Source organism: Paraburkholderia lebeckiae (assembly GCF_050436225.1).
Lineage (GTDB): Bacteria > Pseudomonadota > Gammaproteobacteria > Burkholderiales > Burkholderiaceae > Paraburkholderia > Paraburkholderia tuberum.
The window spans coordinates 242722-266018 of sequence record NZ_JBNDLU010000002.1 but is presented as its reverse complement, the minus strand read 5'-3'; the positions used below and the strand labels follow the sequence as shown (position 1 = coordinate 266018).

At 65.6% G+C, this 23297-nt stretch carries 19 protein-coding genes; 6 read left to right on the top strand and 13 right to left on the bottom strand.

Going from position 1 to position 23297, the window contains the following annotated elements; translation table 11 throughout:
* Positions 1-75 precede the first annotated feature (75 nt).
* Genes OKW45_RS15975 through OKW45_RS15965 form a run of 3 tightly spaced genes read left to right on the top strand, consistent with a single transcriptional unit; the run spans position 76 to position 2784 of the window.
* Positions 76-1062 carry a metal ABC transporter solute-binding protein gene (locus tag OKW45_RS15975; RefSeq protein WP_429469772.1) on the top strand — a complete coding sequence of 329 codons (987 nt, stop codon included), beginning with the start codon at positions 76-78 and terminating at the stop codon, positions 1060-1062.
* Entirely contained in the window at positions 1059-2009 is a 951-nt protein-coding gene (locus OKW45_RS15970) for an ABC transporter ATP-binding protein (protein WP_018421674.1), read from the top strand. Before OKW45_RS15975 ends, OKW45_RS15970 begins: the two co-directional genes overlap by 4 nt.
* Complete coding sequence (locus OKW45_RS15965) at positions 2002-2784, top strand: metal ABC transporter permease (RefSeq protein WP_429469770.1); 783 nt, start codon at positions 2002-2004, stop codon at positions 2782-2784. Before OKW45_RS15970 ends, OKW45_RS15965 begins: the two co-directional genes overlap by 8 nt.
* Positions 2785-2865: 81 nt before the next feature.
* Here the strand turns inward: OKW45_RS15965 and fghA are convergent, their stop codons facing one another.
* From fghA to OKW45_RS15950, 3 genes are all read right to left on the bottom strand, one after another.
* Entirely contained in the window at positions 2866-3717 is an 852-nt protein-coding gene (gene fghA, locus OKW45_RS15960; RefSeq protein ID WP_018421676.1) for an S-formylglutathione hydrolase, read from the bottom strand.
* A gap of 15 nt (positions 3718-3732) precedes the next feature.
* Positions 3733-4839 (bottom strand): S-(hydroxymethyl)glutathione dehydrogenase/class III alcohol dehydrogenase, encoded by a 1107-nt coding sequence (locus tag OKW45_RS15955; protein ID WP_429469768.1) that lies wholly within the window; start codon positions 4837-4839, stop codon positions 3733-3735.
* 148 nt (positions 4840-4987) lie between these two features.
* The gene (locus OKW45_RS15950) at positions 4988-6454 is read right to left on the bottom strand and encodes a xylulokinase (RefSeq protein WP_429469766.1); all 1467 of its coding nucleotides are present in this window, start codon (positions 6452-6454) and stop codon (positions 4988-4990) included.
* Between the two features lie 465 nt (positions 6455-6919).
* On the opposite strand from OKW45_RS15950, the gene OKW45_RS15945 reads away from it, so the two are divergent.
* Positions 6920-8329 (top strand): nucleobase:cation symporter-2 family protein, encoded by a 1410-nt coding sequence (locus OKW45_RS15945; RefSeq protein WP_429469764.1) that lies wholly within the window; start codon positions 6920-6922, stop codon positions 8327-8329.
* Between the two features lie 115 nt (positions 8330-8444).
* Here the strand turns inward: OKW45_RS15945 and OKW45_RS15940 are convergent, their stop codons facing one another.
* The 3 genes from OKW45_RS15940 to OKW45_RS15930 are packed head-to-tail and all read right to left on the bottom strand — an operon-like array spanning position 8445 to position 14433.
* A complete protein-coding gene (locus tag OKW45_RS15940; RefSeq protein ID WP_429469762.1) occupies positions 8445-9959 on the bottom strand; it encodes an efflux transporter outer membrane subunit in 1515 nt (504 codons plus the stop codon).
* Between the two features lies 1 nt (position 9960).
* Positions 9961-13191, bottom strand: coding sequence for an efflux RND transporter permease subunit (locus tag OKW45_RS15935; RefSeq protein WP_429469760.1), 3231 nt, complete (start codon positions 13189-13191; stop codon positions 9961-9963).
* A gap of 18 nt (positions 13192-13209) precedes the next feature.
* A complete protein-coding gene (locus OKW45_RS15930) occupies positions 13210-14433 on the bottom strand; it encodes an efflux RND transporter periplasmic adaptor subunit (protein WP_026226019.1) in 1224 nt (407 codons plus the stop codon).
* Between the two features lie 428 nt (positions 14434-14861).
* Here OKW45_RS15930 and OKW45_RS15925 point away from each other — a divergent pair, with 428 nt between their 5' ends.
* Positions 14862-15503, top strand: a complete 642-nt coding sequence (locus tag OKW45_RS15925; protein WP_018421684.1) for a TetR family transcriptional regulator — start codon at positions 14862-14864, stop codon at positions 15501-15503.
* A 92-nt stretch (positions 15504-15595) separates the two neighbouring features.
* Here OKW45_RS15925 and OKW45_RS15920 read toward each other — a convergent pair whose 3' ends face one another.
* Complete coding sequence (locus OKW45_RS15920) at positions 15596-16234, bottom strand: isochorismatase family protein (RefSeq protein ID WP_429469758.1); 639 nt, start codon at positions 16232-16234, stop codon at positions 15596-15598.
* A 170-nt stretch (positions 16235-16404) separates the two neighbouring features.
* Between OKW45_RS15920 and OKW45_RS15915 the strand changes: the two genes are divergently transcribed.
* Positions 16405-17400: a helix-turn-helix domain-containing protein gene (locus OKW45_RS15915; protein ID WP_429469756.1), complete on the top strand. Its 996-nt coding sequence runs from the start codon at positions 16405-16407 to the stop codon at positions 17398-17400.
* Positions 17401-17508: 108 nt separating this feature from the next.
* On the opposite strand, the gene OKW45_RS15910 is transcribed toward OKW45_RS15915, so the two are convergent.
* From OKW45_RS15910 to OKW45_RS15885, 6 genes are all read right to left on the bottom strand, one after another.
* Positions 17509-18231: an SRPBCC family protein gene (locus OKW45_RS15910; protein ID WP_429469754.1), complete on the bottom strand. Its 723-nt coding sequence runs from the start codon at positions 18229-18231 to the stop codon at positions 17509-17511.
* Between the two features lie 34 nt (positions 18232-18265).
* Positions 18266-18646 (bottom strand): DUF427 domain-containing protein, encoded by a 381-nt coding sequence (locus tag OKW45_RS15905; protein ID WP_018421688.1) that lies wholly within the window; start codon positions 18644-18646, stop codon positions 18266-18268.
* Positions 18647-18793: 147 nt separating this feature from the next.
* Entirely contained in the window at positions 18794-19288 is a 495-nt protein-coding gene (locus OKW45_RS15900) for a carboxypeptidase regulatory-like domain-containing protein (protein ID WP_429469752.1), read from the bottom strand.
* Between the two features lie 278 nt (positions 19289-19566).
* On the bottom strand, positions 19567-21084 hold the full coding sequence (locus OKW45_RS15895; protein WP_018421690.1) for a DegQ family serine endoprotease: 1518 nt from the start codon (positions 21082-21084) through the stop codon (positions 19567-19569).
* Between the two features lie 168 nt (positions 21085-21252).
* Positions 21253-22551 (bottom strand): ATP-binding protein, encoded by a 1299-nt coding sequence (locus OKW45_RS15890; RefSeq protein WP_429469750.1) that lies wholly within the window; start codon positions 22549-22551, stop codon positions 21253-21255.
* A 4-nt stretch (positions 22552-22555) separates the two neighbouring features.
* A complete protein-coding gene (locus OKW45_RS15885) occupies positions 22556-23218 on the bottom strand; it encodes a response regulator (protein ID WP_018421692.1) in 663 nt (220 codons plus the stop codon).
* Positions 23219-23297: the final 79 nt, after the last annotated feature.

The following is a 23297-nucleotide window of genomic DNA, read 5'->3' as shown; positions in this document are numbered from 1 at the left end:
CCACCCCGTGCCACCCCGTTTTTGGCCTTGCCACCTCGAGTGGCTGATTCAACTCTCACCCAGCAGGAAACAACGATGAAAACAATCGGCTCGATGTTGTCCAGAGCGCACCGCGCGCTGAAGCGTTCGACGTCTGTGCACACCCTGTACACCTTTCTGCTCGCGATCGCGGCGCTCGGCTTCGGCCACAACGCGTTCGCCGCCGACGCGAAAATTCCGGTCGTCGCCGCGGAGAACTTTTATGGCGACGTGGTCCGGCAACTCGGCGGCGATCGCGTCGACGTGATCAGCATCCTCAGCAACCCGGACCAGGATCCGCATCTGTTCGAAGCGAGCCCGGCCACCGCGCGCGCGTTGCAGCATGCGAGCATCGTCGTCTACAACGGCGCCGACTACGATCCGTGGATGGTGAAGCTGCTGGCCGCGTCGAAAGGCGCGCATCGCACCATGATCGTCGCGGCCGACCTCGTCGGCAAAAAAGGCGGCGACAATCCGCACCTGTGGTACGACCCGGCGACGATGCCGAAAGTCGCGCGCGCGGTCAGCGACGCGCTCAGCGCTGCTGACCCGGCGCACAAGTCGGCGTACGATGCGAACCTCGCGAAGTTTCTCGATTCGCTGAAGCCGATCGACGCGAAGGTCGCCGAGCTGCACGGCCACTATGCGGGCTTGCCGGTCACGGCGACGGAGCCGGTGTTCGGCTATATGTCTGACGCGATTGGCCTCGCCATGCGCAATCAGCGCTTCCAGCTCGCCACGATGAACGACACCGAAGCGAGCGCGGCCGATATCGCCGCGTTCGAACGCGATCTGCGTGAGCGGCGCGTGCGCGTGCTGATCTATAACAGCCAGGCCACCGAAGCGCTGACCCAACGGATGCTGAAGCTCGCGCAACAATCGAAGGTACCGACGATGAGCGTCACCGAAACCCTGCCGCCCGGCAAGACCTATCAGACGTGGATGCTGACGCAGCTCGATGCGTTGCAGAAAGCGCTCGCGGCGAGTGACACGAACGGCGCGATTGGCGCGACCAGCGCGAACGCGCAAGGAAAGGCTCCATGATTCCGACTGGCCATCAAACGCCAGCAGGTGCGCAATCAGGCGCACCCACCGCGCGCGGCGACAGGCCCGTGCTCGAACTCGCCAACGTGACGCTCGATCTGGGCGGCCGCACGATCCTGCGCGACACCAGCTTCGTCGTGAACCAGGGCGAGTTCATCGGCGTGCTCGGGCCCAACGGCGCGGGCAAGACGACGCTGATGCGCGCGGTGCTCGGCCTCGTACCGGCCGTGGGCGGCGCGATCCGCGTGCTCGGGCAGACGGTCGAGCGCGGCAACGCGTCGATCGGCTATATGCCGCAGACGCGCAGCGCGCTCGCCGGCCGTCGCGTGCGCGGCCGCGATCTGGTCGCGATGGCAGCCGATGGTCATCGCTGGGGCTTGCCGCATGCGGATGCAAAAACGCGCGCGGACGTCGATCGGGTGCTCGAGCTCGTCGGCGGGACGAATCTGTCGAAGCGGCCACTGTCGGAGTTGTCGGGCGGCGAACGGCAGCGGCTCCTGCTCGCGCAATGCCTGCTCGGCAATCCGAAACTGCTGCTGCTCGATGAACCGTTGATCAGTCTCGATCCGCATCACCAGAAGGGCGTCGTCGAACTGGTGCGGCGCGTGCAGCAGGAGCTCGGCATCGCGGTGCTGTTCTCCGCGCACGAACTCAATCCGCTGCTGAACTCGATCGATCGCGTGCTGTATCTCGGCAGCGGCGTCGCGGCGCTCGGCACCGTCGACGAAGTGATCACGCGGCCGGTGCTGTCGCGTCTGTACGGCTCGCCGATCGACGTGATGCGCGTGAACGGCCGCATCTTCGTGATGTCAGGCGGCGTCGAAGTCGAGAAGCACGATCACGAGCACGAATACGACGAGCACGGCGGACATACGCATTCGCACGGCCACTCGCACAGTCACCCAAACCCGCACGACTTACGCGACGGACACACGCACGATGTTTGAATACGATTTCATGGTGAACGCATTCGCGGCCTCGGGGATCGTCGCGGTGCTGGCCGGCGTGGTCGGCTATTTTCTCGTGATGCGCGGACAGACTTTCGCGGGCCACGCGCTGTCGCACGTCGGCTTCACCGGCGCGACCGGCGCGGTGCTGATCGGCATCCCGCCTATCTGGGGGATGATCGGCTTCACGCTCGCGGCCGGTGTCGGCATGGGCGCGCTCGGCGAACGGCTCGCCGGCCGCGACGTCGCGATCGGCGTAATCCTTTCCTTGTCGCTCGGCTTTGGGCTGCTGTTTCTGCATTTCTTCACCGCCTACGCGACGCAGGTGACGGCGCTGCTGTTCGGCAACGTGCTCGGCGTCAATGCAGCGACGCTCGGTGTGCTCGCGGCGTTGGGCGTCGTCAGTCTGGTCGCGCTCGCGGCCATCATGCGGCCGCTGCTGTTCGCGTCACTGCAACCGGAGCTGGCCGAAGCGAAGGGCGTGTCGCTGCGCAGCGTGTCGGTGCTGTTTCTCGCGATCGCCGCGCTGGCCGTCGCCGCTTGCACGCAGATCGTCGGCGTGCTGCTCGTGTTCACGCTGATGGTGGGGCCGGCCGCCGCCGCGCAGAACCTGAGCACGCGGCTGTCGACGGGTCTCGTGCTCGCGGCCGTGTTCGCGCTCGCGCAGGCGTGGCTCGGGCTGACGCTCGCGTTCCATACCGATTGGCCGACGAGCTTCTGGATCACCGCGCTGTCGGCGCTGGTGTATGGCGGGAGTCTGTTGAAGCGGCATTGAGCGGCGCGTACGCCGATCGCACGGAAAAACGGCGGCACACGTGCCGCCGTTTTTTATTTCATGCCGCGCTACCCGACGTTTTCAGCCGAGCAACACCTTCGCGTGATGCGCGAGATGATCCTCCACGAACGTCGAGATGAAGTAGTAGCCGTGGTCGTAACCCGCATGCCGGCGCAACGTCAGTGGCTGACCCGCGGCCTTGCACGCCGCTTCGAACACGTCGGGATTGAGCTGCGTGGGCAGGAACTGATCCGCGAGCCCCTGATCGACGAGAATCCCTTCCGCGAACTTGTGCGTCGCGTGCGAAACCAGCTCGCTCGCGTCGTACTGCTTCCACGCTTCACGGTTCTCGCCGAGATAACCGCTAAACGCCTTCTCGCCCCACGGACAACGCATCGGCGCCGCGATCGGCGCGAATGCCGACACCGACCGATAAATGTCCGGATTGCGCAACGCGAGCATCAGCGCGCCGTGCCCGCCCATCGAATGACCGAAGATGCCGAGACGCACGCCATCGATCGGCAGGTTCGCAAGCGCCGTTTCGCGCAGCTCGTCGCGCACGTACGAGTACATGCGGTAGTTCCGCGCCCACGGCTCCTCGGTCGCGTCGACATAAAAGCCCGCGCCAACGCCGAAGTCCCACGCATTGCTCTCGCCTGGCACGCCCGCGCCGCGAGGGCTCGTATCCGGCGCGATCAGCGCGATACCGTGCCGGGCCGCGAAGCGCTGCGCGCCGGCCTTGATCGCGAAGGTCTCTTCGGTGCAGGTCAACCCCGCGAGATAGAACAGCGCGGGCACCTTCGCATTGCCCTGCAACGCCTGCGGCGGCAGATAGACCGAGAAGCGCATCGGCAGACCGATGGTGCGCGACTCGTGTCGGTAAAAGCGCTGCTCGCCGCCGTGGCAGGCGTGCGACGATAGTAGTTCGAGCATCGCGACGCTCCTCGCTTAGTAGAGCACGACCGAGCGGATCGACTCGCCCTTCTTCATCAGATCGAAGCCCTCGTTGATGCGCTCGAGCGGCAGACGGTGCGTGATCAGATCGTCGATATTGATCTTGCCTTCCATGTACCAGTCGACGATCTTCGGCACGTCGGTGCGGCCTCGCGCGCCGCCGAACGCCGAGCCCTTCCACTCGCGGCCCGTCACCAGCTGGAACGGCCGCGTGCTGATCTCCTCGCCCGCCGCCGCGACGCCGATGATGAACGACTGCCCCCAACCCTTATGCGTGCATTCGAGCGCCTGGCGCATCACCTTCACGTTGCCGATGCATTCGAACGAGTAGTCGGCGCCGCCGTCGGTCAGCTGCACGATGTGATCGACGACGTTCTCGACTTCGTTCGGGTTGATGAAGTGCGTCATGCCGAACTTCTTCGCGAGTTCGACGCGGCCCGGGTTGAGATCGACACCGATGATCTTGTCCGCGCCGACCATCTTCGCGCCTTGAATCACGTTCAGCCCGATACCGCCGAGCCCGAACACGACCACGTTGGCCCCCGCCTCGACCTTCGCCGAATACACGACCGCGCCGACGCCGGTCGTCACGCCGCAGCCGATGTAGCAGATCTTGTCGAACGGCGCGTCTTCACGCACCTTCGCGACCGCGATCTCCGGCACGACGATGTAGTTCGAGAACGTCGACGTACCCATGTAGTGAAACAGCGGTTTGCCGTCCAGCGAGAAACGCGAGGTCGCGTCGGGCATCAGGCCTTTGCCCTGCGTCGCGCGGATCGCCTGGCAGAGGTTCGTTTTGCGCGACAGGCAGAACTTGCACTGACGGCATTCGGGCGTGTAGAGCGGAATCACGTGATCGCCCTTCTTCAGCGTGCCGACGCCCGGCCCGACATCGACGATCACGCCCGCGCCTTCGTGGCCGAGAATCGCCGGGAAGATACCTTCGGGATCGGCGCCCGACAGCGTGTAGTAGTCGGTGTGGCAGATGCCCGTCGCCTTCACTTCGATCAGGACTTCACCGGCGCGCGGACCTTCGAGATCGACTTCCTCGATCGTCAACGGGGCGCCGGCTTTCCATGCGATTGCTGCTTTGGTCTTCATCGTCAATGCTCCTGTGAGTCCGTGAATGCGAAATGGCATCGCGTGCCGGGCGACTACGTGGCACGCGAAAAGCGTCATGGTATTGCATAGTGCGTAAAGGCTGCGTCGCCGATGGCTGCGCTCGGCACCGTGTTCAACGCCGTCGCTGTCACTTCGCTTCGCCCGGCGCGCTACCACCAAACCACGGCTCGACCCGGCCATACAGATCGACGAAGCGCGCATAGCGTTCAGCCAGCGCCGCATCGCCTCGTGGACCCGCGACGCGCGTCGCGCCCGGCGCAAGCGCGGCGAGATCGCGCGTCTGCCAGTGGCCGCACGCGAGACCGCCGAGGATCGCCGCGCCGCGCGGCGCCGCGTTCGGGCAATCGACCGCATGCAGGTCGACGTCGAGCGCATCGGCGAGCAGTTGTCGCCAGCGCGCATCGACGGAGCCGCCGCCCGCGAGCTTGAGCGCCGTCACCGGTGCGCCGCTCGCGCGAATCGCGTCGAGCCCCGCGCGCAACGAGAACGCGACGCCCTCGAACGCGGCACGCATCATCGCGCCGCGCGTATGCTCGAGCGACAAACCGAGCCAGCCGCCGCGTGCCTGCGGGTTCAGCCACGGCGTACGCTCGCCCGTCAGGTACGGCAGGAAGCTCAGCGTCGACGCCGCATCAGCGGCGGCATGAGCGCCTGCATCAGCCGCATCGTCAAATGCCTCTCGGTAAGCCTCCGCCCACCCAAGCGACAGCCACCCGCGCACCCGCTCCAGCGCGATGCCGACGTTCTGCATCGCGGCCATCCGATACCAGTGATCGCTCGCCGCGCGATAGCGATGCAAGCCCTTCAGCGGCGCAGGCTCGTCGTTCGCGAGCACGACGATCTGTCCGCCGGTGCCGGTCGTCAGCAGCGCGTCGCCGTCACGCACGAGTCCGCTGCCGAGCGCCGCGCACGGCGTATCCGCGGCGCCGGTTGCGAGCACGATACCGGCCCGTAAGCCAAGTGCCTGCGCGGCCTGCGGCGACAGCGCGCCCGCCGCCGTATACGACGGCGCCACAGGCGCGAACCATTCAGGCGGAATCTCGAGGCGTTGCAGCAGCGCCGTGTCCCACGCGCCGGCGGGATCGGCGAGCGCGGTCGCGCACGCGTCGGACGCGTCGGTCACGCACGCGCCGCCGAGCGCGACGCGCAGCCAGTCCTTCGGCTGCAGCGCCCAGCGCGTGCGGCGCGCGGCTTCCGGTTCTTGCAGCACGAGCCAGCGCAGCAGCGGTCCGGCCATGCCGGGCGCGACCGGATTCGGTTGCGGCTCGGGCCACGCGTCGAGCATGGCGAGCGCGCGCGAGTCGGGCCACAGCATTGCGCGCCGCACGGCTGCGCCGTTTGCATCGAGCAGCACGACGCCGTGCATCTGGCCAGAGAAGCCAATCGCGCGCACGCCGTCACGCAGTTCGCGCGGCAGGCCCGCCATCGCATGGACGAGCGCGTTCCACCAGGTCTCGACGTCGATTTCGGCCCAACCCGCGTGCGGCGTAACGAGCGCATAAGCGACGCTCGATACCGCCTGCTCGCGTCCATGTTCGTCGACGATTGCCGCTTTCAGGGAGCCGGTGCCGAGGTCGATGCCGAGAAAACTCATGAGCGCAGGGACGTTGAAATGAGGTGAAGAAAAAGCCAGCGAGACTGGCGACGAAGTGGGAAAGCGAAGCTCAAAGGCGAAGCTGCACAGACGCCGCGAACGTTGAACAAACGGCTCGGAAAACACGCGAAAAAAACCATTCGCGGGTTAACCCAGCCGTGCTGCGAGCGTCATCAAAACAGGACTATGCGTGAAGCGTGATACACGTCATTGATTCTCACACATATCCCCTCGCGCGACGAACCCGCGCCGCGCACGCCATGCACCGCCCGCAGCCCCCACTGCATGGGGCTCTCTGGCGTCCGACGGCCGATCCGTCCCATTCGTGGCCTTAATTTGCCTTTCAAAACAGGTCTCTACATATCGTCGCCGGGAATGCCGGAATAGCCCCGTATGGTCTTGTTGCGACTTTTCGTCCCCGATACCTTGGAGTCATCCCAAAACGCGATGGTGGAGACAGACGATATGCAAGCGAACACGGTTCACCCGTGCGACGAGCGCCTACCGGCGGGCCAGTTGCTCACTCTCGGCATCCAGCACGTGCTGGTCATGTACGCTGGCGCGGTCGCGGTGCCGCTGATCGTCGGCGCCGCGCTGAAACTGCCGAAAGACCAGATCGCCTTCCTGATCAGCGCCGATCTGTTTTCGTGCGGCATCGCCACGCTGATCCAGACGCTGGGACTGTGGATCTTCGGCATCCGTCTGCCCGTCATCATGGGCTGCACGTTCGCGGCCGTCGGCCCGATGGTCGCCATCGGCACCAATCCTTCGCTCGGCATCCTCGATATCTTCGGTTCGACGATCGCGGCCGGCGTGATCGGTATTCTGCTCGCGCCCGCGGTCGGCAAGCTGTTGCGCTTCTTCCCGCCGGTCGTGATCGGCGTCGTGATTTCGGTGATCGGCCTGTCGCTGATGGAGGTCGGCATCAACTGGGCGGCCGGCGGTGTCGGCAATCCCGACTACGGCAATCCGGTATATCTCGGCCTGTCGCTGCTCGTGCTGGCGCTGATCCTGCTGATCAACAAGTTTGCCAGGGGGTTCGTCGCCAACATCTCGGTGCTGCTCGGCATCGTCGCGGGCTTCGCAATCGCGCTGATGCTCGGCCGCGTCAACATGGACGGCGTCACACACGCGCCGTGGGTCGGCTTCGTGATGCCGTTCCACTTCGGACTGCCGCACTTCGATCCGCTGTCGATCGCGACGATGGTCACCGTGATGTTCGTCACGTTCATCGAATCGACCGGCATGTTTCTCGCGGTCGGCGACATGGTCGATCGTCCGGTCGATCAGAAAACGCTGGTGCGTGGCTTGCGCGTCGACGGTCTCGGCACGCTGATCGGCGGTATCTTCAACTCGTTCCCGCATACGTCGTTCTCGCAGAACGTCGGGTTGATCGGCGTGACCGGCGTGAAGAGCCGCTTCGTGTGCGCGATGGGCGGCGTGATCCTCGTGCTGCTCGGCCTCTTCCCGAAGATGGCGCAGGTGGTCGCGTCCGTGCCGGCGTTCGTGCTCGGCGGCGCGGGCATCGTGATGTTCGGCATGGTCGCGGCGAACGGTATCAAGGTTCTGTCGCGCGTCGACTTCGTGAGGAATCAGCACAACCTCTTCATCGTCGCTGTCAGCATCGGGCTCGGCCTCGTGCCGGTCGTCTCGCCGCACTTCTTCTCGCAACTGCCGCCGGCGTTGTCGCCGCTGCTACATAGCGGGATTCTGCTCGCGTCGGTGTCGGCGGTCGCGCTGAATCTGATCTTCAACGGCGTGAAGAGCGAGAAGAAGGCGAAGAGCGAGCTTCGCCGCGCCGGGCACGATCTCGACGCCAGCGCGGGCGGCGAACCGCAGAGCACCGAGATGCTGCGGGCGGCGGATCTGCATTGAGCTTTTGATGCGTCGATAATGCGGCGAGCGGCACCGAACGCCGCGAATCAACAAAAACGCCACGGCATGCCGTGGCGTTTTTGCTTTACTTCAGCGGTTCGTCGAGCCGAAGCGCTTACCCTGCCGTCGCCGCCGAAGCCGCGACCGGTGCGCTCGCCGCACCGTAGTCGACCGGCGCGTCGGCGGGACGCGGCTGGTCGCCGTTGTGCTCGATCCAGCCTCCGCCGAGCGCCTGGTACAGCGTGACCAGGTTCTGCAGACGTTCCATGCGCGCGGTGACCAGCGCCTGCTGAGCCACGTACAACGAGGTCTGCGCGGTCAGCACCGAAAGATAGCTGTCGACACCGTTCGTATAACGGAGGGTCGACAGATCCAGCCGGCGCTGCTCGGCCGCGACATCCCGCTCGAGCGCCGCGATCTGCTCGTCGTACGTGCCGCGCGCGGCCAGTCCGTCCGCCACTTCGCGGAAGGCCGTCTGGATCGCCTTTTCATACGTAGCGATCTGCACGTTCTTCTCGATATTGGCGAGATCGAGGTTGGCCATGTTCTGACCGCCCTCGAAGATCGGCAGCGTGATCGACGGCGCGAAGCTCCACGCCGCCGAACCCGGCTTGAACAGCCCGCCGAGCGTCGGGCTCAGCGTGCCGGCGCTGCCGGTCAGCGTGACCTTCGGGAAGAACGCCGCGCGCGCCGCGCCGATGTTCGCGTTGGCCGCGAGCAGATTCTCCTCGGCCTCGATGATGTCGGGACGACGCGTCAGCAGATCGGACGGCAGGCCCGCCGGAATATCCGTGAGCAGGCTCTGGTCGTTCATCGGCAGGCCGCCCGGCAGATCAGCCGGCAACGGCTCGCCAATCAGCAGCACCAGCGCGTTGTCAGCCTGGGCCCGCAAACGCGTCTGCGTCTGCAGGTCCGCGCTCGCGGTCTCGACGACCGTTTCCGCCTGGCGCAGATCGAGTTCCGAACCGGTGCCGTTATCGAACTGCAGCTTGGTGATCCGATATGACTCCTGCGCCGTCTTCAACGTGTTCTGCGTGACCTTCAGCAGATCGTCCAGTTCGAGCACCGTCATGTACTGGTTCGCCACCTGCGACACCAGCGCGATTTCCGCCGCCTTGCGCGCCTGCGCGGTGCCGAGGTACGTGGCCAACGCCTGATCCTTCAGGCTCTGCACGCGCCCGAAGAAGTCGATTTCCCACGACGCGTTCAAGCCCACCGAATACGTGTTGGAGATCGTCACGCCGGTGAAAGTCAGGTCCTTCGGCGTGCGCGACTTGCTTTGCGAAGCCGCGGCGTCGAGTGTCGGGAACAGGCCCGCGCGCACGATACGGTACTGCGCCGCCGACGCCTGCATGTTCAGCACCGACACACGCAGATCACGGTTGTTCTTCAGCGCGATTCCGATCAGCTGCTGCAGACGCGGATCGACGAAGAAGTCGCGCCAGCCGATGTCCGCGGCGGCCTGGCCGTTCGCGCTGCGCGCGCCCTGCGCGCCCGGCTGCTGGTCGTACACGCCGCCGGTCGGGAAGGTCGCCGTCACGGGCGCCGCGGGCCGCTGGTAGTGCGGGGCCAGCGTGCAACCCGTGGCGAGCAGCGCGACCGCTACTGCAATCAAAGAGTGTTTTTGCATCTCAATGCCCATCCTTGCCCGAGCCATTGCCATCCGAGCCGTCGGTCGTGCCACCCGCCGCGCCGCCTTGCGGATCGCGCGGATGGTGCTGTTCGTAGTGGCGCAGCGCCTCATCCGGGTCTTCCTTCTCACCGCCGAACTTCGCGCGAATCACGACGAAGAACATCGGGATCATGAAGATCGCGAGGAAGGTCGCCGTCAACATGCCGCCGATCACGCCGGTACCGATCGCGTGCTGGCTGGCCGACCCCGCGCCGTTACTGATCGCGAGCGGCAGCACGCCGAGAATGAACGCGAGCGAGGTCATCAGGATTGGACGCAACCGCAGACGCGCCGCTTCGAGCGCGGCTTCGATCGGTCCCATGCCTCCACTCTGCTGCAGTTCTCGCGCGAATTCCACGATCAGAATCGCGTTCTTCGCCGACAGACCCACGGTGGTCAGCAGACCCACCTGGAAGAACACGTCGTTCTCGAGCCCGCGCAGCGTCGCGGCCAGCAGTGCGCCGATCACGCCGAGCGGCACCACCATGATCACCGAGAACGGGATCGACCAGCTTTCATACAGCGCCGCGAGACACAGGAACACGACGAGAATCGAGATGCCGTACAGGATCGGCGCCTGCGAACCCGACTGACGCTCTTGCAGCGAGAGACCCGTCCACTCGTAGCCGACTCCCGCCGGCAGCTTGGTGACGATCTGTTCCATCGCCGCCATCGCCTGACCGGTCGACTTGCCCGGCCCGGCCGCACCCTGGATTTCCACCGACGAAATACCGTTGTAGCGCTCGAGCTTCGGCGAACCGAACGTCCACTCGGTGTTCGCGAAGGCCGAGAACGGCACCATCGCGCCCGCGCTGTTGCGCACGAACCAGGCGTTCACGTCTTCCGGTTTCATCCGGAACGGCGCGTCGCCCTGCAGGTAGACCTTCTTGATCCGGCCGTCGGTGTCGAGGAAGTTGTTCACGTACGCCGAGGCCCACGCGATCGAGAACGTCTGGTCGATCGTGGCGAGCGACACGCCGAGCGCCGAAGCTTTCTCGCGGTCGATGTTCACCTTGAACTGCGGCGTATCGTTCAGGCCGTTCGGACGGACCTGCGCGAGCGTCGGATCTTTCGCCGCCAAACCGAGCAGCATGTTGCGCGCTTCCATCAGTTTCGCGTGACCGATACCCGCGCGGTCCTGCAGCTGGAAGTCGAAACCCGCCGCGGTGCCGAGTTCAGGAATCGACGGCGGATTGACCGGATACACGAGCGCGTTCTTGTAGCTGCTGAAGTGCATGAACAGACGTCCAACGAGTGCCTGCACTTTCTGATCCGCGTGCTGACGCTGCGCGTAGTCCCTCATCCGCACGAACACGAGACCCGCGTTCTGGCCGCGACCCGCGAAGCTGAAGCCGTTCACCGTGAACGTCGATTCGACGATCGCCTTCTCGTCGTTCAGCAGGTAGTCCGACACGTCTTTCAGCGCGCGCGCGGTGGTTTCCTGCGTGGAGCCCGACGGCGTTTGCACCAGCACGAACATCGTGCCCTGGTCTTCGTCAGGCAGGAACGACTTCGGCAGACGCACGAACAGCAGCCCCACCGCGAAGATCACCACCATGTAGATGATGAGCCAGCGGCCCGAGCGCTTGATCACGTGGTGCACGCCCGAGTGATACTTGTCGCGGCTCGTGTTGAAGGTACGGTTGAACCAGCCGAAGAAGCCGGTGGCTTTTTCGTGATGCCCCTTCGGAATCGGCTTCAGGATCGTCGCGCACAGCGCCGGCGTCAGAATCAACGCGACGAGCACGGACAGCACCATCGCCGCGACGATCGTCAGCGAGAACTGCCGGTAAATAGCGCCGACCGAGCCGCCCGAGAACGCCACCGGCACGAACACCGCCGACAGCACGAGCGCCACGCCGACCAGCGCGCCGGTGATCTGGTCCATCGCCTTGCGGGTTGCATCGCGAGGCGACAAGCCCTCCTCCTGCATCACCCGCTCGACGTTTTCCACCACCACGATCGCGTCGTCCACCAGCAGGCCGATTGCGAGCACGAGACCGAACATCGACAGCACGTTGATCGAGAAACCGACCACGCTCATGATCGCGAACGTACCGAGCAGCACCACCGGCACCGCGATCGTCGGGATCAGCGTGGCGCGCAGGTTCTGCAGGAACAGGTACATGACGAGGAACACCAGCACGATACCTTCGAGCAGTGTCTTGACCACTTCTTCGATCGACAGGCGCACGAACGGCGTCGTGTCGTACGGGTACTGCACGACGAGACCGTGCGGGAAGTACTTCGACAGTTCGGCGATCTTCGTGCGCACCGCTTTCGCGGTGGAGAGCGCGTTCGCGCCCGTGGCGAGCTGGATACCGAAGCCTGCCGTCGGCTGACCGTTGTACTTGGTGTCGAAGTTGTAGTTTTCGCCGCCGAGCTCGACGCGCGACACGTCGCGCAGACGCACCTGCGAGCCGTCCTGATTCACCTTCAGCAGGATGTTGCCGAACTGCTCGGGGGTATTGAGCAGCGTCGCCTGCGTGATCGTGGCCTGCAGCACCTGGCCCGGCACCGACGGCGTGCCGCCGAGCGAGCCGCCCGCGACCTGCACGTTCTGCGCCTGCAGCGCGGTTTCGACATCGAGCGGCGTCAGACCGAAGTTATTCAGCTTGTTCGCGTCGAGCCAGATCCGCATCGCGTACTGCGAGCCGAACAGCGTCACCGTGCCCACGCCGTCGATACGGCTGATCGGATCCTGAATGTTCGACGCGACATAGTTCGCGAGGTCGTACTTGTTCATGCTGCCGTCGGTCGACACGAACGCCATCACCAGCAGGAAGCTGCTGCTCGACTTCGTGACCTTGGTGCCGAGTTGCTGCACCGCTTGCGGCAGCAGCGGCGTGGCGAGCTGCAGCTTGTTCTGCACCTGCACCTGCGCGATGTCAGGGTTGGTGCCGGCCGCGAACGTCAGCGTGATGGTGGCCGTGCCCGAGTCGTCCGAGGTCGATGCGAGGTACAGCAGGTGATCCAGACCACTCATCTGCTGCTCGATCACCTGCGTAACGGTGTTTTCCACCGTCTTCGCCGAAGCACCCGGATAGGTTGCGCTGATCTGGATGGACGGCGGCGCGATGGTCGGGTATTGCGCGATCGGCAGCGTGAACACCGACGCGAGACCCGCGAGCATCAGGATGATGGCGATCACCCATGCAAAAATCGGGCGATCAATAAAGAACTTTGCCATGAGGCGGGCTCCCTGTTATTACGCGCCCGAGGCGGCGGAGGCAGGTTGAGCCGCCGGTTGACCCGTCTGCGCGCCGTTCGCGGCCGCGTCGGAAGCCGGGGTGCCGGGCAGTTGCGCCGGCACGGGCTTGACCTGCTGGCCGGGACGCGCCTTGTCGGTGCCCTGGACGACCACGCGGTCACCCGGCTTCAGGCCGTCCGAGACCACCCAGTACGAGCCGAAGGTGCCCGAAGTGACGAGCTGACGCAGCTCGACCTTGTTGTCGTTGCCGACGACGAGCGCGGTGGGCTGACCCTTCTGGTCGTGCGTGACGCCGACTTGCGGCACGATGAGCGCGTTCTGGTTGACGCCCTCGTCGATCTTCGCGCGCACGAACATGCCCGGCAGCAGCACGTGGTTCGGGTTCTTGAAGATCGCGCGCACGGTGACTGAACCGGTGCCTTGGTCGACGGTCACGTCGGTGAACTGCAGCTTGCCCTTCTCGGAATAGATGCGGCCGTCTTCCAGCACCAGCGTGACCTGCGCGGCGCCCGGGCCGGTCGTCTTCAGACGCCCTTCCTGGACCTCGCGGCGCAGCTTCAGACCGTCGAGGCTCGATTGCGTGAGGTCGACGTAGACCGGATCGAGTTGCTGGACCGTGGACATCAGCGTGGCCGCGCTCTGCTGCACGAAGGCGCCCGGCGTGACCTGCGACACGCCGATCTGGCCGGTCACGGGCGAGGTCACGTCGGTATAACCGAGGTTGATCTGCGCGGTATCGACCGCGGCCTTGCCCGCGGCGACGTCGGCGGCGGCCTGGCCTTCGGCGGCGACCGCGTTGTCGTAGTCCTGCTTGCTGACCGCGTTCGCCGCAACCAGCACCTTGTAGCGATTGGCCTGCGCGGTGGTCGTCACCAGGTTCGCCTGCGCCTTCGCGAGCGATGCCTTCGCGTTGTTCAACGACGCAATGTACGGCGCCGGATCGATCTTGTAGAGACGCTGGCCGGCCTTGACCTCACTACCCTCGGTGAACTCGCGGCGCAGCACGATGCCGTCGACCCGTGCACGCACCTGCGCGACGAGGAAGGCACTGGTACGGCCGGGAAGTTCGGTGACGACAGGCACGGTCGTCGGCTGGAGGGTGACGACGCCGACTTCGGGCGTCTGTGGCGGCGGGGCAGATTGTTTTGGTCCGCACGCCGCCAGCAAGATGGCAGCCGTCGCGGCACTAATTAAGCGGAATGGAACCCGTTCGACGCGCATGGAGCGACCTCTGTCAAAGACTGAGTAATGAAAAAGTGCGCGCATCCCTACCCCGGGGACGACAGCGCACACAAGCGTCTCGCGACGCTCGACCGGAAGCCCATGGATGCAAACCTGCGCCTGCAGGGCACCCTGCCACGAATGCGCCATACCGGGGAATGCCGCGCAGCGCCGCCGTTTGGCGGCCGCGAAAGCGCTTTCGAAAGGCAACAGTGACGGATATTAACCGCTCGTCACGGCTTGGGCTATCCGATCGTGGGGTGCTATTATATATACATTCATGAATGCATGTAAAAGTGCATTCATATCTTCCGAGGCTGGGGTACCGCAGATTCGCGTCGCAATTCGCTTCAGAAGTAGTCAAAGCGTCATCAGACTGACTTAAAACTGTCCGCATAAACCCCAGGATCAGCGCAGGCTACACCAATATGGTCAGAAGAACCAAAGAAGAGGCGCTGGAGACGCGCAACCGGATTCTCGACGCGGCCGAACAGGTCTTCTTCGAGAAGGGTGTATCGCGCACGTCGCTGGCCGATATCGCCCAGGCCGCGGGCGTCACGCGCGGCGCCATTTATTGGCATTTCGCGCATAAGAGCGAGCTGTTCACCGAAATGTTCGACCGCGTGCTGCTGCCGCTCGACGAACTGAAGGCGGCATCGCTCGATCCGAACGAAGCCGATCCGCTCGGGCGACTGATGGAAGTCTGCATCGTCTGCCTGCGCGACACCGCCAACGATCCGCGCCGCCGCCGCGTGTTCGACATCCTGTTTCTGAAGTGCGAGCTGGTCGAAGACATGGGGCCGGTGATGGAACGGTATCAGACCAATATGCGCGAGGGGCTCGCGAAGATCGAGGGCGGTCTGCGCAATGCGATCTCCAAAGGCCAGATGCCCGCCGACCTCGACACGAAGCTTGCCGCGGCGATGGTCCACGCATTCGTCGGCGGCTCGTTGCGCGACATGCTGTTTTTGCCCGACGCGACCGACTTCGGCGCGCATGCGCAGCAGATGGTGGAAGCGATGTTCGACGCCTTGCGCCTGAGTCCGGCGTTGCGCAGGAAGGCGGCGTAGAAGGCGCGCGAGGGTGACGGATTGGAAAAGCGGGCGGCTCGGTGAACCGCCCGTTTCTGTTTTTGGACCGGACGACCGCCCCTGCGCCGGGTTCAGGCAACCGCCCGGCGTGCTCGCGCCGCCTGATTCGACGCATAGATGTTGCCGCGCTCGAGCGGCGCGCCGCTCTTTAGCGCCGCGATCCATCGATCGGTGCTCGCGACCGCCGCGAAGCGCGACTGCAGCACCACGCTGAACACGCGATGAATCTCCTCCGCGCTCGCGAAGCCCGCGCTGTTTTCATACGGCACCGAGCCGGTTGCGTCGTGCAGGAACTCGACGGCGAGGCCAGCATGCACCGCGTGGTTGATCGTCGAGGCATCGCAATTGTGGGTCATGTAGCCGGTGACGCTCAGCGTATCGATCTGCCGGGCGGCGAGCCAGTCGGCCAGATCGGTCCCAGCGAATGCGCTCGGCAGCGACTTCTCGACGAAATGATCATGAACGCGCGAGCTGACGACCGTGTGCAGTTCCGCGCCCGTGCCGCCGCGCGCGAACAGCGGCGAGGTGGCGGGCGCGACGTTCTGCACGACCACGACCGGCACGCTGGCGGCGCGCGCTGCATCGATCGCGCGACCGATGTTGGCGAGCGACGTGCGCACGTCCGGAAATTCGATCGGCAGGTCGCCGCTCACGTATTCGTTCTGCACGTCGATGACGATCAGCGCACGGCGCGGCGCGGGTGTGCTCATGGCAAGGCTCCTTGTCAGAAAAAGCGGTCGATGGCCCGCGCCCAGCGCGGTGGCCGCGGCACAACGGCAATGACGGCATTGTTGCTCCGCTGCCCGCCTGTCGACAGCGGCCCGAATGACAACATTCGCTAGGATCGGGCCATACTTATGGCTTTCATGAGGCGCCCGGCATGACCACCTTCGCATCTTCCGACGACATCTCCGATCAGGCGCCGCGCCACGTCGTCGCCGTCGTCGCGTTCGACCGCATCAGCCCGTTCCATCTGTCGGTGCCGTGCGTCGTGTTCGGCGAGGACCGTCGCGGCGGCGGTGTTCCCGACTTCGACTTCCGCGTCTGCGCCGCGGAGACAGGCGCGCTGGCGACGACCGCGGGCTTCTCGATCGAGGTCATACACGGACTCGAAGCTCTTGCCGACGCGCAGACGATCATCGTGCCGAGCTGGCGCGATCCCGCCGAAACCCCGCCCGCCGCGCTGCTCGACGCGCTGAGGGCCGCGCATGCGCGCGGCGCGCTGCTCGTCGGCCTGTGCCTCGGCGCTTTCGTGCTGGCCGCCGCGGGCATCCTCGATCGACGGCCCGCTTCGACGCACTGGGCCTGGGCCGACGACTTCGCGCGCCGCTACCCGCGCGTGCGGCTCGACGCCGACGTGCTGTACGTCGACGACGGCAACGTGCTGACCTCGGCCGGCACCGCCGCCGGCCTCGACTGCTGCCTGCATGTGCTGCGCAAGATCTGCGGCGCGCGGGTGGCGAACCACGTCGCGCGCCGGCTGGTAGTGTCGCCGCATCGCCAGGGTGGCCAGGCGCAATACGTGCAGCAGCCGATGCCGCCGAAGCCGCGCGGCGATCGCCTGTCCGGCCTGCTCGACTGGGTGAGCGGCAACCTGGCCACGCCGCATACGCTCGACACGCTCGCCGCGCGCGCGTTGATGAGCCGCCGCACCTTCACGCGGCGCTTCCGGCTCGCGACCGGCACCACCGTCGGCGCATGGCTGCTCGCGCAGCGGCTCGCGCGTGCGCAACAGCTACTGGAAAGCACCGACGGGTCGGTCGAAGCGATCGCGGCGAGCGCCGGATTCGGCTCGGCCGCATCGCTGCGGCAGCATTTCGCGGACGCGTTTCGCACGTCGCCGAGCGCGTGGCGGCGGGAGTTTCGTGGGGTTTAGATGAAGGCCGCGGGAGCACCGCTATTTCGTAGTGCGTCACCGGGATTTCGTAGTCGCGCGGGGATGTCTGTCGCGCGTTCCATCAGGGGCTGCGCGCGGCTCGCGGCCTCAATGCTCGCTGAACCAGCGCGCGACATACAACAATAGTGCGACCAGAAAGATCATCCCGGCCCACGCCCAGTACGGCACGACATGCTGACCGGGCTCGTGATGCGACCAGCTATGCGACGCGCTCGCCGCGCGCCCCGACAGCGTATGGCTGTGCTCGATGCGCGCTCGCCGCGCGATGCCGCCGAGCGTGATCGGCCGCAAAAACACGTACTGGCGCCGCGGCGCCGTGCCACGCGCGCGGTTCGGCCCTTTGCCGTGCTTGGCGCGCACGACGGCGTCGAACTCGGCGAAAAAATCGTCGGCGATCTGACGCAAGGCGTTCTCGAGCTGGCGCGTCGGCAGCTCGGCGAGCGGTCCCGACGACGTCGCCCACAATGTGTAGTCGATGCGCGTGCCGCGCTCCCGCCCCTCGTCCGCGCGCAAACGCACTTCGATCTGACCGCGCAACGCGCCGATGCCCTCGGCCAAGGCCTTGAAGTTGATGGTGCGGCGCTGCGCGTCCGCCGGGCCGGAATCCTGGCCGGCGACGTGCGCGCGCGCCTGATAATGCGCGCGCAACGGGCCGAGCGGGACGGTCATCGTCAGCGCGTATTCGCCGTGGGCGAGACGCACGAACGACTCGCAGTTGTCGAGGCTGGCACGCAACAGCGCGAGGTCCTGCAACGCGTCCCAGACCTCGGACGGCGCCAGCGGAATCCGTAACGCGTCGTTCAGTTCCATGACAACCTCCCCGATGAACGCGCCGACTGCGGGATCAGGACGTCTGATCGATGCGGTCGACGCGCGATGCGTAAAAAGCGAGATAGCCCTTGATGCGACTGACCTGCTCGAACGGGGCCTCGTAGCACCACACCGCGTTCTCGATCACGCCATCTTCGGTGCGCAGATGGAAGTACGACGCGTCGCCCTTGAACGGACAATGCGACGTGTGCGTCGAGCGTTCGAGCCGGGCCATGTTCACGTGCTCGCGCGGGAAATAGAACACGTCGGCGAGGCCGGTCTCCGATAGCGTCAGCGCGGCCTGGGTGTCGGCCATCGTCACGCCGCCGTGAATCACGCGCACGCGGTGACCGTTGTCGCGGATCACGATGGTATGGCCGTCCAGCCGTCCCGCAGATGTCGACGCATCGGTCATGTCCAGGCTCCGTGATGGGGTGGGTGCTGCACTGCCGGCTATTGCCGCGGGAACGGCAAAGCCACGGGAGCTGCCCGTGGCTTCATTATCGGCCAAACTTCGGCCGATTGCGCTAGCTTGCTGCGCGGCGGCAGACGGATCGACCCGTTACTTCGCGTTCCAGATGAACGCGGATTTGACGTTGCCGTGCGCCGGCACGCTAACCGAGCGGGTTTGCTCGCTGTCGTTGTATTTCGCGTGCACCGTATAGCGGCCAGGGCTCAAGCGCACCAGCATGAACGGTCCGCGCGACGTCGTATTCAGCACTTCGCCGTTATGGGCGTCGACGATACGCACGTGCACATCCGCGAGAAACTCGGCGTTGGGCCCGGTGAAGCGCAGCGTCAGTGGCCACTGGCTTTGCGCTTGTCGCAACGCCCGCGATTCGTCGAGGCCGACGCCGCCCGACACATACGACACGTCGCCCTGCTGCTGGACTTGCGGCAGACCGCCGCCGTTGGTGTTGCCCGCGCTTGTGTTGTCGGTCGTCGAGCCACCGGTCACGCCTGCCTGCTGCGCGTACGCACCGCCCGCCAGTCCGAGCGCGAGCGTCGCGCACAGCGCGACGGCTACGATCCTTTGCTGATTGCGTTGGGTTTTCATCGATTCGCTCTCCTTGTTGCAGTCCTTGCCCAATCTCCGAACAGGCCAAAATCAAGATCGAAGCAACCTGCGTGCCCAGCATCCGGTCGCGTCAACTGGACCTGCGCGACCGTGGCACCAAGTCGCTTGGCGCGCTTCGTCCTGTCCGCGCTGCTCGCCGCAGCACGGTGGGGACAGGCGAAAAAAAACCGGTCCTTGCAGTAAATGCAAAGGACCGGCAATCGCTACTACAGCTCAAACTGGGGTGGGCGATCCGTTCGAACCGCCTGGATACTGGATCAGCCGAGATCTACGGGCACGAAAATCTGCGCGTTGTCCCGCTGGATCAGCAGCGCAATGCTGTTGCCTGCACCCGAAATCATCTGCTTCAACTGATCGATGTTCGTGACCGGACGGCCATTGACCGCGAGAATCACGTCGCCCGCCTGGATGCCGGCGCTCGCCGCCGCGCCGCCTGCCTGCTGCACGAGCAGACCGTGCGACACCGACGCGCTGCTCTTCTCTTCCGGCGTCAGCGGCCGCACCGCGACGCCGAGACGGCCTTGCAACTGGGTCTGCTGATCGGTCTTGCTCGCCGACGCAACTTTCGCGTCCGAGAACGAGCCGATCGTCACCTTGACGTCCTTGCTGGCCTTATCGCGCCACACTTTCAGCGTCGCCGCGCTGCCCGGCGCGAGACCTGCGATCTTCGACGGCAGATCCGCCGAATCGCTGACTTCGTCGCCATTCACCGACAGGATCACGTCGCCCGGCTGCAAGCCAGCCTTGGCCGCCGGCCCGTTGGCGTCGACCGAGCTGACCAGCGCGCCTTGCGGCTTCTGCATGCCGAACGAGTCGGCGAGCGTCTGGTTCAAGCCCTGTACTGCGACGCCGAGGCGGCCGCGGCTCACGTGGCCGGTCTTGACGAGATCGTCTTTGACCTTGATCGCCTCGCTGATCGGGATCGCGAACGACAGGCCCTGGAAGCCGCCCGTCTGCGAGTAGATCATCGAGTTGATGCCGATCACTTCGCCTTGCAGATTAAAGAGCGGACCCCCCGAGTTGCCAGGGTTCACCGGCACATCGGTCTGGATGAACGGCGTGTAGTTCTCGTTGGGCAGCGAACGCGACTTCGCGCTGATGATGCCCGAGGTCACGGTGTTGTCGAAGCCGTACGGTGAGCCGATCGCGACGACCCACTGACCCACCTTGCTTTGGCGCGGGTCGCCAATCTTCACCGTCGGCAGATCGCTCGCGTTGATCTTCAGCACGGCGACGTCGGACTGCTTGTCGGCGCCGACCACCTTCGCCTTGAACTCGCGCTTGTCGGTGAGCTTCACGGTGACGACGTTTGCGCCATCGACCACGTGCGCGTTCGTCAGAATGTAGCCGTCATTGCTGATGATGAAGCCCGAGCCGAGGCTCGCGCTCGGCTGGTCGGGCGCGTCTCCGCCATCGCCGCCCTGCATGCCGGGCACGCCGCCGAAGAACCGCTTGTAGAACTGATAGAACGGATCGTTCGGATCGATCGGCAGCTGGTTGCCGTTGAAGTTGCCGCCATTACCACGCATCGCGGTTTGCTTGACCACATGCTTCGCGCTGATGTTGACGACGGCTGGACCGTAGGTCTCGACGAGCCCGGAGAAATCGGGGATACCGGTTTTGGCGGCAGCTTCGGCTGGCATCATCGCAGCGGCTTGCGCCGGCGAGATGATCTGCGGTGCGGGCACATCGCGATGGCCCGCCACATAGCCGGCTGAAAGCGCAGCGGCCACAGCTACCGCAACGGCGCCGCGGGACAAGGTTTTCGCGTTCATCATGAGCTCCTGACTGGAGAAAGTGACTTTGGATGTCGAGGAGCGTAAGGGGCATCACTTAAAAGAGTCTTAAGCAGCGCCAGATCATGGGAACCTTATCGGACCGGCCGCTACGGATCGCCCCGCCAGCATGAACGCCGGCTTTGGCCGAACAGTAAATCACCATGATCAGAAGCGTACGGTGACCTGCAAACCACCGGCCGGCGAGTCATCGAGCGACACTTGCGCATGATGTTGGGTGGCGATCCGACGCACGATCGCGAGACCGAGGCCGCTGCCCGCCACGTCGGTGCGCGCGCGATTCGCGCCCGCTTCCGCGCGATAGAACCGGTCGAACACGCGCTCGCGATCGGCGGGATCGATACCGGGGCCGCTATCGGCGATCCGCACGACCGGATGGCCGTCCTCGACCCGCAGGCTGACGTCGACGCGGCCGCCACGCGGCGTGTACTTAGTCGCGTTGTCGACGAGGTTGTTGAACATCACACGCAGCGCTTCGGCGTCGCCCGTCACGCTGGCAGCCTCGCTCGCCTCGATGCCGAGGTCGACGCCGCGATTCATCGCGAGCGGCGCGTAGGTCGCGACGCACTCCCGCAGTAGCTCACGCAGATCGAGCATCACTGCGCCGGCGGCGCCGTCCGGCTCGGCGCGCGCGAGCGCGAGCAGTTGCTCGGCGAGGCGCGTCGCGCGCGTGACACCCGCCTGCAGATCGGCAAGCGCCTCGCTGCGGGCTATGTCGTCCTTCGCGCGCGCGACCAGTTGCGCCTGAATCTGTACCGCGGCAAGCGGCGTGCGCAATTCGTGCGCGGCATCGGCGACGAACGCCTTCTGGATATCGAGCGCGGTCGCGAGCCGCTGCAGCAGCCCGTTCAGCGCACGCACGAGCGGCCGCACTTCGAGCGGCAGGCGCTGATCAGGCAATGGATCCAGCGCTTCGGGATGACGGGTGTCGAGCGCGCTCGTCACGCGCCGCAGCGGCTGCAGCCCGCGGCCGACGATCACCCATACCGCCAGTCCGAGCAGCGGCAGCAGCACGATCAGCGGCCACAGCGTGCGCAGCGCGACATCGGCGGCGAGCCGATTGCGCACCGACAGCGGCTGCGCGAGCTGCACGACGTTATCGCCGACGATCGCGCCATATACGCGCCATTCGCCGCGGTCGGTGCGCTCGGTCGAAAAACCGAGCTCGGCGCGCGGCGCGAGCGGCGCACGCGGCCGCGAGTAATACATCAGCATCCCGTTGCGGTTCCAGATCTGCAGCACGATGCCCTCGTCGCCGGTATCGCGGCCGAGCACCTGCGAGAACGGTTCCGCCGGCAGCGCCGCGGCGATCTGCTCGAGCTGGTAGTCGAACAGCTCGTTCGCTTCGGCGAGCGCCTGCCGGTAGATCAGCCAGCCCGCGATGCCGACGCCGAGCAGCACGAGCGCGAGCAGCCAGAACAACAGTTGTCGGCGAATCGAGCGCATCGGCTCAGGCGTCCTTCGCGATCATGTAGCCAAGCCCGCGAACGTTGCGGATCAGATCGGCGCCGAGCTTCTTGCGCAGCGCGTGGATATAGACCTCGACGGTATTGCTGCCGATCTCCTCGCCCCAGCCATACATCTTTTCCTCTAGCTGGCTCTTGGACAGCACCGCGCCGGGTCGCGCGAGCAGCGCCTCGAGCAGCGCGAATTCGCGCGCGGATAGCGCGACCAGGGCGCCATCGAGCGTCACCTGGTGCGACGCGGGATCGAGGGTCAAATTGGCGTGGCGAATCGTTGAATCGCTGCGGCCGGACTGGCGCCGGATCAGCGCGCGCATCCGCGCACCGAGTTCGTCGAGATCGAAAGGCTTGACAAGGTAATCGTCAGCGCCGGCGTCGAGGCCCTTGACACGATCGGCGACCGCGTCGCGCGCGGTAACGATCAGCACCGGCAGCGCATGGCCGCGCGCGCGCAGTGCGCGCAGCACCTCGAGACCGTCGCGCTTGGGCAGACCGAGGTCCAGCAACGCGAGGTCGTAAGGCTGGGCCGCCGCCGCGCGCAGCGCCGCTTCGCCGTCCTCGACCCAATCGACGGCGAAGCCTTCGCCGCGCAGCGCCTTGCGCACGCCCTCGGCGATCATCCGGTCATCTTCGACTAGCAGGATGCGCATGGTTGTCCGTCCCAAAACATTCGATGATGCCGCATTCTAGCGCCCGCTTCCGGCCCGCGCGGCGTGTGGCGTTTTTTTC